The following is a 14,827-nucleotide window of genomic DNA, read 5'->3' as shown; positions in this document are numbered from 1 at the left end:
ATAACTTCGATGATGCACGGACTGGAGGTTTGAAGCATGATTCGGGCAATGTCCAAGGAATGGCTCGACAACGAAGAAAGCTCCATATATGTAGAGCCGGAGGAATTGGAAATCAGCTTGAGAGAGGTTTGGAACGTCAACCGTTATTTGGGCGGCAACCCCGCTTTATTTGCTCATTTGGATCGAATGATTCGCGAGATTGGCCGGGATATAAGCGAAATCAGGATGCTGGACGTTGCAACGGGACTGGCGGACATTCCGATGGCTTTATCGGCAAAATACCGGAAAAATGGAATGGCAGTTTCCATTACCGGCGTCGATACGCATCCCGGCATCGTCGAGCTTGCCTCGCGAAGAACGGAGGGTGACTCAGCTGTCAATGTGAAGCAGGCGGACGGCACGGCACTCCCTTTCGAAGACGGCAGCTTTGACATCGCGTTCTGCAATTTGGCGCTTCACCACATGAATGATGAAGCGGCTGTCAAACTGCTGCAGGAGATGAACCGGGTTGCGCGAGCAGGCTGGGTTATCACCGATTTGGTACGTCATCCGCTTGCGTTCGCCGCTGCCAAGATGCTGGCCCGTTACGTCTGGCGCAGTCCAGTAACGAAGCATGACGGACCGCTGTCTGTACAGCGGTCTTATACTGCGAATGAAGCTGCGCAGCTCGTTCGCAGCGCGGGTGTCGATGCGGTCGTTAAGCGGCATTTTCCGTTTCGGATCGCCATTGCGTGTTACGGAGAGCGGGGGCGATGACAGGCAGGCGTTCGACATATGATGCGGTCATCGTTGGCGCAGGTCCTTCCGGCAGCGTGCTGGCCAGGCTGCTTGCGCTGCAAGGGGCGAATGTGCTCATGCTGGATGCGGCAGCTTTTCCGAGAAGGAAGCCTTGCGGCGAGTCGTTAAATCCAGGCGCGGTTAATCGATTAAGTCAATTGTATGGTGACGGAAAGCTTGCTTCTTTCAGGGGCTTGCTGAATGCCGCATCCATTCCGTTCGAAATGCTGTCAGGCTGGCGGTTAAACAGCGGCGGCGTGACGCTTGAAGCGGAATATCCTGCAGGTCTCGCAGGCATCGGCATTCGACGAGAGAGCCTCGATTATTGGCTCGTTCAACAGGCGTGCGATGCGGGAGTGCAATTCGAGGATCGGTGCAGAGCGGAAAGGCTGCTCTGGGAAAATGATCGTGTCATCGGCACAGCGGCAAGACTCCATAACGGCGAGCAGCTATTAATAAGCGCCCGTTATGTAGCGGGAGCTGACGGCATCCGTTCGGCAATGGCCCGAAGCGCAAAGTTAAGCGGTTTTGGCAAGCTGCGCAAAGCGGCAATGACGGCGAGGATAAAAGGCGTTCAAGGACTGAACGGCAAAGTAGAATTGTTTGTGACTGGAGATACGGTGATCGGATTGGCGCCTATAGGCAGCGGACAAGCCAATATGACGATTGCGCTCAGAAGCAATCAGCTGCTGGAGTCGGCGAAGATTGGCAAAAACGGCTTCTTGATGGCTCAAGCACAGCGAATTGCCGAACTGCGAGAGCGATTTTCCGGGGCTGAAATCGAAGGGGAGGTATTGACGTGCGGCCCTTTCGAGCGCATTGTCCAAAGCAACCGATATGACGGCTTGCTGCTTACTGGCGACGCGGCAGGCTATTTCGATCCGATGACCGGTCAAGGGCTCTATCGCGCGGTTAGAAGCGCAGAGCTCGCTGCGGATGCGCTGATCGAAGCGATGCGGACTGGAAGCTTTGCGCCGCTACATCGCTACGAGAGGCAGCGGAACTACGAGTTCGCGGCTCCGCTGCGAATGCAAAAGCTGATAGAAGGGACGAGCCGGCATGAATGGCTGCTTCGGACAAGCATGCGAGCGATCGGCGCTTCGCGAATGCTGACGACAAGGCTTGCTGAGTCAATTGGCGACTGCGTCAGGCTGTAAGAGGATATGTAATCGAAATGGAAGGGTGACAATTGATGATGCGCACCTATAACGAAATTACAATGCAATGTTCGGCAGATACCGCATTCCAGTTTGCCAAACAGGTGGAAAGCTGGCCGGAGCTGCTGTCGCATTACCGGAGCGTAACTTTTAGGCAAGGAGACAGCAGCAAGAACAACGGACTCGTCGAGATGGCAGCGGTAAGGCCGTTCAATCGGCTCAGATGGCCTGTACGATGGACAAGCCAAATGGAAGTGAACGAGTCGCGCCGGTTGGTAAAATACTTGCATGTGCGGGGGGTAACGCGCGGAATGGAGGTAGAATGGCGGCTCGAGAGGGAAGATGCCAGTCAAGATAATTCCGTCATCGTATCCATCGTTCACCGTTGGCGCCAGCCGCCTTTCGGCCGCAGGCTGGCCGCCGGTATTATCGGCAGACTGTTCGTACATGCCATCGCGCAGCGGACGCTGCAAGGACTAAAGCGTCATGCCGAGCATGCGGAGCTATTGGCGATAAGCGACCGTAAGGTCAGGCTCGCGGAGCATACGGAGGTTAACGAGTATAGAGAACCAATCGAGAATTCGGAATGGACAAAGGAGGCATCGACACTATATGGGCAACATTAGAGCGGTCGTAACCGGAATCGGGTGCGTAACTCCGATCGGCAATGGCGTGTCTGCGATGTGGGAGGGCGTTCGGCAGGGGAATAGCGCTGTAAAGGCGATTGACCGTTTTACTCCAGAAGGACTGCGAAGCCGAATTGCCGCACAAATTCCAGATTTTCGAGCCGAGGACTATATGGACAAAAAAAGAGCGCATCGCATGGATCGGTTCTCACAGCTGGCTGTAGCGAGCGGACGATTGGCGCTTCAGGATGCCGGACTAGCGGCGGATAGCGTCGAGCCAGAGCGGGCAGGCATTTTTATGGGAAGCGCGCTCGGCGGCATCGCATTCGCTGAAGAGCAATGCGGCCAGTTTTACAACGGCGGCTTTCGCTCCGTATCGCCGACGCTTGGCTTTTCGGTGTTCGGCGGGGCGGCTTCATGCAACCTGGCGATGGAGTTTGGCTTCAACGGACCGAACGAGACGAACGCAATGTCGTGCGCATCCGGCGCAGTGGCAATCGGCCGCGCGCTGCAAGCAATCAAGCGCGGGGAGGCCGACGTTATGCTCGCAGGCGGCTCGGAAGCTCCGCTAGCGCCTCTATCGTTTGGCGCCTTCGATATGCTTCGGGCAATGTCGACGCGCAATGAACGGCCTTCCAGCGCAAGCCGGCCGTTTGACCGCGACCGCGACGGCTTCGTCATGGGCGAGGGAGCGGCAGTTCTCGTAATTGAAGCCGAGCATCATGCACGTGCAAGGGGCGCCGTTATTTACGGTGAAGCGGCAGGCTTCGGGTTGACGAATGACGCTTACCATATGAGCGCGCCGCTCCCGGACGGGGCACAGGCGGCAAGAGCGCTGAGGATGGCGCTGGCCAGTGCGGAACTGTCGCCAGGCGACATTGGCTATGTCAATGCGCACGGCTCTTCGACGCTGCTTAACGATGTAACGGAATCAATCGTAATTCGCAGCGTGTTCGGCAGCCGTCCGGTCGCCGTAAGCGGAACGAAGGGCTTGTACGGCCATCCGCTCGGCGCATCAGGCGCGATAGAGGCGGCTATTACGCTTCTGTCGCTGTATCATGAGTGGCTCCCGCCGACTACCAATCTCGACGAGCCCGATCCTGCCGCTGATATTGATCTCGTCGCGCGGCACGCCAGACAAACCAGGGCAGAAGCGGCCGTGTCGAACTCGTACGGCTTCGGTGGCGTGAACGGCGTGCTTGCATTTAAACGCGCATAGCAAAAAAAAGGGCAACCGTTTCGGCAGCCGAATCATTCGGCTGTCGGGCGGTTGCCCTTTTTAACGTTATGATCTCCAAATCATTCTGATAGCCGGTTTTATCATTCGGCAATATCGGCCCAAAATTCCTCGTCCGCATCCAGTTTAATGTTGGAGCGGAACACGCGGCGATTGTACTGCGTGTACATGTACTGCTCGATCGCTTCGAGCAAATTCGCCTCAATTAAATACTGACTGCGCCCGTTAACCCAAACTTCTGCGGTGAAGCCGTATTCCTCTTCCCATGAAAGCTGTACTTCCACATCTTGAGGTTTCACGCCGCGGCGATCTGCCATGTGAAGGCAAACGGCGTTAATAATTTCGTCCGTATAAATGCGGATCATTAATACGGTCTCCGCGTATCCGGTTTGCGATTGCGGATATATTTAAAGGCAGCGACAATAATCATGACGAGTGCTGCGATTGCGATCAAATTGATCAAAAAGCCAAATACTTGTCCGAGTGCGCCCATACCGCTAAACAAGCTGCCAAACATTAAGCCTGCCAAGCCGCCGACCAGCATCCCTTTCATAAAGCTGCTGCCAAAGCTTTTCTTCGTAGCCGCCGCCGTACCGGCTGTGCCTGCTTTCGTTCCGGAACTTGTCTTGCTGACATCGTCGGAAGCCGATTTCTTTGGCGTTTGCGTGTAGCTTTGCTTCGGCGATTTGAAGCCGCCGCCTCGTTTCGCCGCATCTGCTACCTGGCCGAAACCGAGCGTCAGAAACAGCGTCATAATGAGCATTACAAGTAACCCCTTCTTCATTGCAACTTCTCCTCCTAGCGAATTGTGTGGTGCATTCATTGCTATCCTTTTCTTTTACGGCTATTATTAACAAAGGTTTCAAAAATATTTGCATTTGCGGGGGGAACGTGTCGTGATTGAACGCTATCCTAATGCATATTTCCGATATTTGCTGGAATACCATGCGACTCGTGATTTTTTTGAATGCCATGAGCTGCTCGAGGAGTATTGGAAGGAGCACCCGGATGATCCGCGTTCGGAGTTGTGGGTTGGCCTGATCCAGCTGGCTGTCGGCCATTATCATTTACGGCGGGGCAATTCTGCAGGCGCGCGTAAAATATATGCGAATGCGCTGAAACGGCTCAACCCGTCGGGTCTGGCTTCGTTAGGGCTGGACGGAGCCATGCTGCTCGCAAAGCTGCAAAATCGGCAGGAGCGACTGATTGCGAATAAAGCCGTCGAGTACGAAGAGCTCGATTTAAAGATCGTCGATCCGGAAGTAGAAACGGAATGCCGGCGATTATGCGGGGAATACGGACTCGTCTGGGGAGTATCATCGACCGACATTGCCGAATCTGTCATCCATCGTCATAAGCTTCGCGACCGCAGCGATGTCATTGCCGCAAGAGCGGCAGCTGCGGAGTTGAAAAAAAGGAGCCGTCCCGGCGCTGTCTAGCGCTTGCGGAGGCTCCTTTTGTTATTGCGCGAAACGATTGCTGTTGCCGCCACTAGATGGCTTCAGCCGTTTATACTTAGCGCAGCTGATTATATCCGTTAACAACCAAGTCAAGCGCGCCGGTATCCGGGTGGATCGTCAAGCCGTGAACCGGCACGTTGGAGGGCAGAAGCGGATGATTGCGCACGATGCTGACGCTCTTCTCCACGCTTTCCTTCAAGTTGTCGAAGCCAGTCAGCCAGCGGTTAAGATCAACGCCGGAATTGCGAAGCGTAGCAATCGTTTGTTGCGGAATACCGCGTTCGATCATATGACCGATTACGGTTTCCGGATTAATGCCCGTCATGCCGCAATCGTGATGGCCGATAACGAACACCTCGTCCGCTTTGAGCTCGTACACGGCGACAAGCACGCTGCGCATCAGGTTGCCGAATGGCTGAGTAACGATGCCGCCTGCGCTTTTAATAATTTTAGCGTCGCCGTTTTTCAAATTCATCGCTTTAGGAAGCAGCTCGGTCAGGCGAGCGTCCATACAAGTGACGATAACCATCCGGCGATCCGGGAATTTTGTGGTGAGATATTGCTCATAGCTTTTGTTTTCTACAAATGTGCTATTGTGGCTAAGTACTTGCTCCAGTTTATTCATAGTTATCTCTCTCCTCCAGATCCTGACTAAGACTTAATGAAACGAAGATTCAGCGTATAGATTTGGCTGTCGCTCTTCAAGCTAAACGCATTGCGATCCGAGCTATAATCGATGCGCAGCTCAGGCTCGAAAAAAACTTCATGCCGAGGCTCGTATAGAAAAGGGAAAGGATCGCCTTCCGCCATTCGATCGTCAACCGTCGATTCCTGAACGAGCTGAAGGGCGGGAACACCGCTCATAACGCATCCGCAGCCTTCGGTGTCATGCAGCAGCTTTAATTGCTTCTCGCCGCTAGACAGATAGGGCGACAAGTAGGCAACAGCTGCTTTAGAGAATGAAATATGCATCGAAATAGTCCTCGCTTTCAAGCAATTGCGACCACCGGGGCCAAACAGCTAAAGTTGATTATACGACTAGTTGCAGGTAAGATCAAGATAGGAAGAAAAGTTCATGTTAGAAAATATAACAACAAATGATAGAGAGAGGCGGTTGGGCGATGACTGTACATATGGATAAAACGCTTCCGTTATTTTTGGAAAATGTTCGCAAAGTGAAAAGCTATGAAGAGGCCCTTGGCGTCTTGTATTGGGATTTGAGGACAGGCGCGCCGCGCAAAGGAATGGATTCTCGTTCGGAGGCGATCGGCATGCTGTCTGGCGATATGTTCAAGCTGTCGACATCGCCGGAGCTGGGCGAGTGGCTGACGGCTCTTGAGGAAACGGGAACATATGCCGAGCTTTCCGAGATCGAACAGCGGCTCGTAACCGAAACTCGCATAGACTATGATCGCAGTGTAAAAATTCCGCAAAAGCTTTATCAGGAATATGTCGTTCTTGCAGCGCAGACGGAAAATAAATGGGAGGAAGCGAAGGCGAATAACGACTTTGCAAGCTTCCAGCCTTTCCTAGAGAAAGTCATCGGCTATCAGCAGCAATTTATTGATCTTTGGGGCGCGAAAGCTACCCGATATGACACGCTGCTCGATCAGTATGAGCCGGGCATGACGACCGCCGAGCTCGACCGCGTATTTGGCGGGCTTCGCGAGCAGCTGGTTCCGCTTGCAGCTGCGATTGCCGCTTCGCCGCATCAGCCGGATACATCCTTCCTGCGGCAAATTTACGATAAAGAAGCGCAAAAGGATTACAGCAAATTTATTTTGAATCAGATGGGCTACGATTTTGAAGCGGGCCGGCTGGACGAGAGCGTACATCCGTTTGCTACCGGTCTTAATCCGGGGGACGTGCGGATTACGACACGATATTTGGAAGACGATGTGACAAGCGCGCTGTTCGGAACAATCCACGAAGGCGGCCATGCGCTGTATGAGCAAAATATTAGGCCTGAGCTGATCGGCACTACGCTGTGCACAGGCACATCGATGGGCATCCATGAGTCGCAATCGCGATTCTGGGAAAACGTAATCGGCCGCAGCAAGCCGTTCTGGCAGCGGTATTACGGCGATTTGCAGCAGCGATTCCCCGGGCAGCTGAACGTTCCAGTCGAGCAGTTTTATCGCGGCATTAACGTCGTTCAGCCTTCGCTGATCCGTATTGAAGCAGACGAACTTACTTATAATTTGCACATCATTATTCGTTACGAGATTGAGAAGCTCATTTTCAATGAAGGCGTGAAAGCGGCTGATTTGCCTGCTGTCTGGAATGACAAGTATAAGGAATATTTGGGTGTTACACCGCCTTCGGATGCAGAAGGCGTTCTGCAAGACGTGCACTGGTCCGGCGGCATGTTCGGCTATTTCCCGTCATATTCGCTCGGCAACATGTACGCGGCACAAATCGCCGATACGATGGAGAAAGAGCTGCCGGGCTTCTGGGAGCTGGTCGGCCGCGGCGAGCTTCATCCGATCAAGGATTGGCTGTCGGAGCGAATTTATAAATACGGCAAGATGAGAACGCCGTCGGAGCTGATCCGCAGCATTACCGGCAAACCGCTCGATCCGCAGCATCTGGTGAATTACTTGGAGAACAAGTATAAGGAGATTTATAAGCTTTAATAGTTGGATTTGAGAAAAAGCTGTCCCTGGCGGAGGACAGCTTTTTTGATGTTCTTTTTTAAATTTCCGCGGATTTGTTATCGAAGGTATGGAACGAAGAACGGCAGGAACCGATAACAGCGGATCCCCAACGGAGACTTAATCACCTCTGGGCGCGCCCGTGCATAGGCTGGAGTACCAACTAACAAAAGAATGCAACGGGAGGAATGGACATGGGCAAACGGGTGTGGATGGGGCTGCTGCTCTCTTTTGTCTTGCTGACAACGGCTGTATTGGCCGGCTGCGGCAACGGCGGCGGAGAGAAAACGAAGGTGAAAATCGGCGAGGTGACGCGTTCACTGTTCTATGCGCCGCAATATGTGGCGATCGAGAAAGGCTTTTTCGCTGAAGAAGGACTCGACATTGAATTAACGACGACAGCGGGCGGCGATAAGACGATGACAGCGCTGTTGTCCGGCGTGATCGACGTGGCGCTTGTAGGATCGGAAACTTCGATTTACGTCTATCAGCAAGGTGCGGATGATCCGGTTATCAACTTCGCGCAATTAACGCAAACGGACGGCACATTCCTTGTCGCTCGCGAAGCGGACGACAATTTTGATTGGAATAAGCTGAAAGGGACTGTTTTCCTCGGACAAAGAAAAGGCGGCATGCCGCAAATGGCCGGTGAGTTTGCAATTAAAAAGCACGGCATTGATCCGCATAAGGATCTCGAGCTGATTCAGAACATTGAATTCGCCAACATTTCGGCTGCTTTTGCTTCCGGAACAGGCGAATATGTGCAATTGTTCGAACCGACGGCATCCATCTTCGAAAAAGAAGGCAAAGGCCACGTTGTCGCATCGTTTGGCGTTGAAAGCGGACATTTGCCTTACACCGTATTTATGACGAAGCAAAGCTTTATTGATAAAAACAAATCGACAGTTCAAAAGTTTACGAACGCTGTCCATAAGGCGCAGCTGTGGGTTGAGCAAAACGATGCTGCGACGATTGCCGAAGTCGTTGCTCCTTATTTCGAGAACGTCGATAAGGACATTTTGATCAGCTCGATCGACCGTTATAAACAGCAAGGCTCTTATGCGACAGATCCGATCATCGACGAGGGCGAATGGAACAATTTGCTTGATGTAATGACAACTGCAGGCGAGCTGAAAGAAAAAACGGGTCACGATAAAATCGTGAACAATACGTTCGCGGAAAAAGCGATCGAATCGGCTGGCAAATAAGGCATTGGAGGTGCTGCAATGGCTGACGGAAATCGGATGCTGGAGCTGCTCGGCGTCTCTCATGTCTATGTCAACGACAAAGGCGCATCGCTTGCCGTCGAGGAGCTTGAACTTTCCGTGCAAAGCGGTGAATTCGTCAGCCTGGTTGGCCCAAGCGGCTGCGGCAAAACGACGATTCTAAGCATGCTTGCGGGATTGATTCCGCCTACGCGCGGGAACGTCATGCTTGGCGGAGAGGCGGTGTCGGGGCCATCGACGAAAGTCGGATATATGCTGCAGCAGGATTTTTTGTTTCCGTGGCGGACGATTCGCGACAATGCCGCGCTTGGTCTGGAGATTAACGGAACGAAGTCGTCATTATCGCTAAAAAAGGTTGACGGCCTGCTTGCGGATCTAGGGCTGCCGGGCTCCGGCAGCCGCTATCCGCATGAGTTGTCCGGCGGCATGCGGCAGCGGGTAGCGCTTGCGCGGACATTGGCGACGGAGCCGGATGTGCTGCTGCTTGATGAGCCTTTCTCGGCGCTTGATTTGCACATTAAGCTGCAGCTTGAGGATTTAGTGCAGCAGACGCTGCGCAAGCTTGGCAAAACAGCGGTGCTTGTCACGCATGATTTGGCGGAGGCGGCCGCGATGAGCGACCGGGTTATCGTGCTTGCCGCGAACCCCGGACGCATCGTTGCCGAGCTCGTCGTGCCGGACGACATTCGCGCGGCTTCACCGATGGAAGCACGCAGGCTGCCTGGCTTCCAATCGGTATTTGACCGATTGTGGGCAGAGCTTGACGCTGCGGAAGGAGGTTTGGCGGGCGATGAGTGAGGGCAAGCGCGCGGATTGGATGGCAGAGCTTCACATCCGGTTCAAAAGAAGAGCAAAGCGGCTGACGGCAGCTGTCGGCGCAACGCAGATTGCGATTCTTGTTCTTTTTGTCTCGCTTTGGGAGGCGGCAGGACGCAACCGTTGGATTGATCCGCTGCTGTTCAGTTACCCGACCAAGCTGCTGCGGCAGCTATGGCGGACGATGGCGGACGGCTCGCTTTGGCCGCATATCGGCATGACAGTATCGGAAACTGCGCTCGGCTTTGCGCTCGGCACCTTGCTAGGGACGGCGCTAGCGGCCGCGCTATGGTGGTTTCCGTTTTTATCGCGCGTGTTCGATCCGTATTTAGTCGTACTGAACAGTATGCCAAAGGTGGCGCTCGGCCCTATATTTATTGTTGGACTCGGGCCAGGGTTCATGTCCATCGTTGCCGTTACGTTGTCGGTTACGGTGATCATTACGACGATTAATATATATAACCGGTTCCGAGAGATCGAAGAAGGATACATCAAGGTTGTGAGGCTGTTCGGGGCGAGCAGGGCGCAGCTGTTTCGGCTCGTTATTTTGCCCGCATCCTTCCCGGTCATTATATCCGCTTTAAAAGTCAATGTCGGTCTGGCGTGGGTTGGCGTTATCGTAGGGGAGTTTCTCGTAGCAAAGCTTGGCCTTGGCTACTTAATCATATACGGTTTTCAAGTGTTTAACTTTACGCTCGTGCTGTCGAGCTTGCTAGTCATCGCGGCGGTCGCTACCGTCATGTATCAACTCGTTGCTGCGCTTGAGCGAAAGTTGACGAATGGCTGGAGAGAACGGTAGGATGGTCTTGAAGATTTAGTTGCTTCGCAAAATCTTGCCATTTTATCATTCAAATGAGGTATTTGGACGTATGGGGATTCGAATTATAAAAACAGCTTTGGCGACGATTGCGGCGATCTACACAGCAGTCTATTTCGGACTGGAACCGCCGCTCGGCGCCGGCATTCTTGCGATTCTCGGCGTTGAAGTGAGCCGGCTGAAAGGGCTGAGAAGCGCTTTAGTCCGGTTTGTCGCTTCGGTGCTGGGACTTTTTTTCGCCTCGCTCATTTTTACGGTGTTCGGCTTTCATATATGGGCAGTTGCTTTGTTTATTCTGATTACATTCCCGGTGCTCTCCCGTTTCCAGCTGAAGGACGGCATTGTGACCAGCGCGGTAATTGTTTTTCATTTGTTCGGCAGAGAAGAGGTAACCGCCGATATAATCGGCAACGAGATTATGCTTCTGTTCGCCGGTCTGGGCTGGGCTACCGTCATTAATTTGATTTACATGCCAAAGGACAAGCATCTGCTGGAGGGGTTAAAGGACTATGTCGAACTGCGGTTCGATACGATATTTTCCGAGATGGCGCTGACGCTTCGCGATCCTTCTCATATTTGGAACGGCAGCGAGCTTCTTGAAGCCCATGAAGCGATCGAGGAGGGCGCGCGCAGGTCGGTGCTGAACCGGGAAAACCGGCTTTGGGGGCAGGAGCTGTATTGGCTCAATTATTTCGAAATGAGGCGGCAGCAGCTGGAGCTCATCCAGCAAATGCTTGTGGAGCTCGCGTTCGTATTCGAGCGCTGGCCGCAGAATGATTTGATCGCTGAGCTGATGGAGCAGCTGTCCGAGGACGTAAAGTCCGAAGTGTATACCGGGCTGACGGAAAAGAAACTGCTGTCGTTAGAGCAGCGATTTAAGGCTACGGAGCTGCCCCGGACACGAGAAGAGTTTGAAGTGCGAGCCGCTTTGTTAAAGCTGATGCATGAGCTGGAACGCTATTTGGATGTGGCAAAAAAGCTGAAAAAAAGAAAAGTTATTTTGGACCAGGGGCAGACATAGAATAAAGAGGGAAAAAATTCGTTGCGGCGCGGGAAAAGAAACAGTCACCCTAGACGAATGTCCTGCATACACTTTAAATGAATGATTGTATGGAGGAGGTTAAATCGATGACTATTGCAGATAAACAGCTTCAAGCCAGAGAAATAATAACGAAAGCTGTCTGCGGCAAAGGTCGTAAGTTTTCCACTGTAACCCATACCGTAACCCCGCCTCATCATCCGACCAGCATTTTGGGCGCATGGATTATCAACCATCAATATGAAGCGGTTCGATCGGGCGACGGCATTGAGGTAATCGGTACTTACGATGTCAACATTTGGTATTCGTACAGTAAAAACTCGCAAACGGACGTAGCAAAAGAATCCGTACATTATGTTGAGCATGTTCCGCTGTCTTATGTAGACCCGCGGCATCGCGCATCCACGGAGGAAGTGTCGGCCGAGGCGATCCAAGAGCCAAACTGCATCGAGGCGAACATCTCGAGCAGCGGCACTGGCGTAACGATTCGCGTTGAACGCGAATATGCGGTGGAAATGATTGCCGAGACGAAGGTGTTTGTTGCTGTATTCCCGGGCGGTGCGGACGGCCTGGATGTCAAAGACCTTGATTTCAATCTCGGCGATGGCGACTACGAGGATTTGGATCCTGAACTTTTGGATGACGAAATCTAATTCTCGGTTCCGCTGTTGTACTTTACTTTATGCTGCTTATGCGGCAAATTCGAGGGCGAAAGCCCTCTTTTTGTTTAATTGGGCTGTTAGCGCTCGGGCGGCGCGAGGTAAGGTTAGTGGATTTTGGCGAGTAGGCGTGAGAATAGCGGAAGAAAGTTAAAGAAAGTTCCGCTATTTGGCGTGAAGCAGCTAAAGCGGGTGGAATAACGGAACTTTTTTCCGTTATTGTGAGGCTGTAGGCTGTATGTGGCGTTTGAGTTAGAATATGGCGGATATCGGCTAAGTAAGAGGGTGGCGGCGATGGCTGCGACATGGATATGGAATGGCCGTTATGAACGGCTCGAGCGGGTAAGCGTGGACCCGACGCTAAACAGAACAATAGTTGAATCCTCGGGGAGTTCATTTGGCGATTATAGGCAAGTTGTGCCGGGGGATGCAGTAGTCGTCATGACGCACCTGAAACCATTCGATCCGTCACGATTCCGGGGCGTGCTGCTCGTAAATGAAGGTGCGGCACAAGCTGCTGCTATGAAAGCTGCCGAGAAAGAGAGACGCTGGCAATTCGCGGGTTTGGCGCGTGAAGCCAGAGAGGACGAGCGAATTTATCGCGTCGTCCTATTTCATTTGGAACCTCTTGCGATCACGCGAATTGATCGACATGGAAGGCCGCTTTCCGCTTCCATGACTAGACCGCTAGGACGATATTACGATGAGGCATTAGTACGCTCGAAGCGGACTAGCGGGAATAATATACAGTGGCCGGAAGATGCGGCTCTGCGGCGAGTCGTCAAGGCAGCGACGAGCGGACTGTACGCAATCGGGCTCGACATTGGCGAGGCTGAAGTCGCTTTAGGTGCAGATGGTCGAGCAGCAGTGCGTAATGCGCGTCCTTTGAGCGCTGCGATATGCGGAAGCGCCACGATAGTCAATGCGCTGCGACACTTTGCCCAGCAAGTTGCAGCTGACAATGCGTTCAAGCGATCCGGCGGCATTAAAATTGGCGCGGATCCGGAATTCGTTCTGGTGCGTCCTGATGGACGAATTGCATCGGCTTCGCGCTTTTTAGGAGAAGGGACTGGCGGGGCGGCAGGAAGCGATGCGCTAAGGATTGGACGCAGAATAGTTTATCCTGTAGCTGAGCTGCGCCCGGAGCCTGCCGAGCATCCGGCTTTACTCGCGGACCATGTGCGTCAATTGCTGTTTCGCGCCTTGTCTCGTATAAGCGATCCCACGCTTCGCTGGGCTGCAGGCGCAATGCCCGTTCCAGGCTTGGCGCTCGGCGGGCATATTCACATAAGCGGTGTGCCTTTGTCCGCGCGGCTGTTGCGGTTGCTAGATAGCTATGCTGCACTTCCGCTGGCGTTAGTAGAAGATCCCGCCGGACGAGGGCGTCGTCCCCGTTACGGCGTGCTTGGCGATTTTCGACTGCAGCCGCACGGCGGCTTCGAATACCGCACACTGCCAAGCTGGCTCGTTTCTCCGGCAGCAGCTAAAGCGGCGTTCGCTCTGGCGCTTTTATGCGCTCGCGAAACGTTAACACTTACACACATCCCGGCTTTGGAAGAGCGGTATGTCGAAGCTTTCTATGCCGGTGATCGCACCGAACTCGTCGGCTGTCTTGATGGCGTCGCCGCAGCGCTAGCGGCAACGCCAAGCTATGGCGAGCTCGCGCCATATATCGAGCCTTTGTTCGATGCGGCGCGGCGCGGCACAACCTGGGATGAGCGGGCGGACTTCCGCCTCAAATGGAGGATCCCTCTGACGCGGTAATTCTACGCATTGTTCACTGTCACCTAGACTGATCAGGGGCTGTCCCATAAGTCATTAAAATGACGATGGGATACCCCTTTTTTTATCTGGGTTAAACAGTATACTGCTCATTTAAATGTTCTTCCGATCGCCATTGCTCAGGGATTCCTTTGAATCAACGAGGTAAGGTTGGGATCCCTTCACAAAAACGAACGCTGACGCTTCTCCAGAATCATTTAAATGCTCCGTCTACCCTTAACCTGTTCATAAATTGCTCAAACAAAAAGAAGCCAACCCTTGTTAAAATGGAGGTACCACCCACCCATTCTAAGTAAAGAGAGGCTTCTTATGTATAAAGAATATACCATGGATCAGCTGTCCTGGCCAATGGACTTGCAGGAAGATATCCCCGAAAATCATCTCGTTCGCGTCATCAACGACGCAGTCAATCGTTTAGATATGAATCTCTTCACGAAAGCTTATCCCGGGGGTGGCCGGGATAGCTATCACCCCAAGATGCTCATGAAAGTCATCATCTATGCCTACACACAGCGCATTTACTCTTCTCGCCAAATCGCGAAAGCGGTTCGTGAAAACATCATGTTCATGTGGCTTG

Annotated in this window: 17 protein-coding genes; 13 read left to right on the top strand and 4 right to left on the bottom strand. The window is 53.0% G+C overall.

The window, feature by feature from the left end; genetic code table 11:
- Positions 1 to 36: 36 nt before the first annotated feature.
- The 4 genes from GOM71_RS05450 to GOM71_RS05435 are packed head-to-tail and all read left to right on the top strand — an operon-like array spanning position 37 to position 3,779.
- Entirely contained in the window at positions 37 to 756 is a 720-nt protein-coding gene (locus GOM71_RS05450) for a methyltransferase domain-containing protein (protein ID WP_156278754.1), read from the top strand.
- Positions 753 to 1,934, top strand: coding sequence for an NAD(P)/FAD-dependent oxidoreductase (locus GOM71_RS05445; RefSeq protein WP_156278753.1), 1,182 nt, complete (start codon positions 753 to 755; stop codon positions 1,932 to 1,934). Before GOM71_RS05450 ends, GOM71_RS05445 begins: the two co-directional genes overlap by 4 nt.
- 35 nt (positions 1,935 to 1,969) lie before the next feature.
- A complete protein-coding gene (locus GOM71_RS05440; RefSeq protein WP_156278752.1) occupies positions 1,970 to 2,560 on the top strand; it encodes an SRPBCC family protein in 591 nt (196 codons plus the stop codon).
- The gene (locus GOM71_RS05435; RefSeq protein ID WP_156278751.1) at positions 2,547 to 3,779 is read left to right on the top strand and encodes a beta-ketoacyl-[acyl-carrier-protein] synthase family protein; all 1,233 of its coding nucleotides are present in this window, start codon (positions 2,547 to 2,549) and stop codon (positions 3,777 to 3,779) included. Before GOM71_RS05440 ends, GOM71_RS05435 begins: the two co-directional genes overlap by 14 nt.
- A 101-nt stretch (positions 3,780 to 3,880) precedes the next feature.
- On the opposite strand, the gene GOM71_RS05430 is transcribed toward GOM71_RS05435, so the two are convergent.
- Together GOM71_RS05430 and GOM71_RS05425 are read right to left on the bottom strand one after the other, a co-directional pair.
- Positions 3,881 to 4,162, bottom strand: a complete 282-nt coding sequence (locus tag GOM71_RS05430) for a YxcD family protein (RefSeq protein WP_156278750.1) — start codon at positions 4,160 to 4,162, stop codon at positions 3,881 to 3,883.
- Positions 4,162 to 4,581 carry a hypothetical protein gene (locus tag GOM71_RS05425; RefSeq protein ID WP_156278749.1) on the bottom strand — a complete coding sequence of 140 codons (420 nt, stop codon included), beginning with the start codon at positions 4,579 to 4,581 and terminating at the stop codon, positions 4,162 to 4,164. The genes GOM71_RS05430 and GOM71_RS05425 overlap by 1 nt, the downstream gene beginning before the upstream one ends.
- A gap of 112 nt (positions 4,582 to 4,693) precedes the next feature.
- On the opposite strand from GOM71_RS05425, the gene GOM71_RS05420 reads away from it, so the two are divergent.
- On the top strand, positions 4,694 to 5,236 hold the full coding sequence (locus GOM71_RS05420) for a DUF309 domain-containing protein (protein WP_367649473.1): 543 nt from the start codon (positions 4,694 to 4,696) through the stop codon (positions 5,234 to 5,236).
- Positions 5,237 to 5,312: 76 nt separating this feature from the next.
- On the opposite strand, the gene GOM71_RS05415 is transcribed toward GOM71_RS05420, so the two are convergent.
- A complete protein-coding gene (locus tag GOM71_RS05415) occupies positions 5,313 to 5,882 on the bottom strand; it encodes a beta-class carbonic anhydrase (protein ID WP_156278748.1) in 570 nt (189 codons plus the stop codon).
- A 26-nt stretch (positions 5,883 to 5,908) separates the two neighbouring features.
- Positions 5,909 to 6,250, bottom strand: a complete 342-nt coding sequence (locus tag GOM71_RS05410) for an iron-sulfur cluster biosynthesis family protein (RefSeq protein WP_253944718.1) — start codon at positions 6,248 to 6,250, stop codon at positions 5,909 to 5,911.
- Positions 6,251 to 6,378: 128 nt separating this feature from the next.
- Here GOM71_RS05410 and GOM71_RS05405 point away from each other — a divergent pair, with 128 nt between their 5' ends.
- The 8 genes from GOM71_RS05405 to GOM71_RS05370 all read left to right on the top strand — a co-directional run.
- Positions 6,379 to 7,893: a carboxypeptidase M32 gene (locus tag GOM71_RS05405; RefSeq protein WP_156278747.1), complete on the top strand. Its 1,515-nt coding sequence runs from the start codon at positions 6,379 to 6,381 to the stop codon at positions 7,891 to 7,893.
- A gap of 212 nt (positions 7,894 to 8,105) precedes the next feature.
- Positions 8,106 to 9,119: an ABC transporter substrate-binding protein gene (locus tag GOM71_RS05400; protein ID WP_156278746.1), complete on the top strand. Its 1,014-nt coding sequence runs from the start codon at positions 8,106 to 8,108 to the stop codon at positions 9,117 to 9,119.
- Between the two features lie 18 nt (positions 9,120 to 9,137).
- Complete coding sequence (locus tag GOM71_RS05395) at positions 9,138 to 9,935, top strand: ABC transporter ATP-binding protein (RefSeq protein WP_156278745.1); 798 nt, start codon at positions 9,138 to 9,140, stop codon at positions 9,933 to 9,935.
- Positions 9,928 to 10,752: an ABC transporter permease gene (locus tag GOM71_RS05390; RefSeq protein ID WP_156278744.1), complete on the top strand. Its 825-nt coding sequence runs from the start codon at positions 9,928 to 9,930 to the stop codon at positions 10,750 to 10,752. Before GOM71_RS05395 ends, GOM71_RS05390 begins: the two co-directional genes overlap by 8 nt.
- Before the next feature lie 70 nt (positions 10,753 to 10,822).
- Positions 10,823 to 11,791, top strand: a complete 969-nt coding sequence (locus tag GOM71_RS05385; RefSeq protein ID WP_156278743.1) for an aromatic acid exporter family protein — start codon at positions 10,823 to 10,825, stop codon at positions 11,789 to 11,791.
- Between the two features lie 107 nt (positions 11,792 to 11,898).
- On the top strand, positions 11,899 to 12,462 hold the full coding sequence (locus GOM71_RS05380) for an outer spore coat protein CotE (protein WP_156278742.1): 564 nt from the start codon (positions 11,899 to 11,901) through the stop codon (positions 12,460 to 12,462).
- 300 nt (positions 12,463 to 12,762) lie between these two features.
- Positions 12,763 to 14,232 (top strand): putative amidoligase domain-containing protein, encoded by a 1,470-nt coding sequence (locus GOM71_RS05375; RefSeq protein ID WP_156278741.1) that lies wholly within the window; start codon positions 12,763 to 12,765, stop codon positions 14,230 to 14,232.
- Positions 14,233 to 14,559: 327 nt separating this feature from the next.
- Positions 14,560 to 14,827: transposase (locus GOM71_RS05370; protein ID WP_173275254.1), on the top strand; the 268-nt coding region annotated here is incomplete at its 3' end.

It is taken from the genome of Paenibacillus sp. NEAU-GSW1, assembly GCF_009737085.1.
Lineage (GTDB): Bacteria > Bacillota > Bacilli > Paenibacillales > Paenibacillaceae > Pristimantibacillus.
Note: the sequence above shows the minus strand (reverse complement) of the source record. Positions and strands in the feature narration are given on the sequence as shown.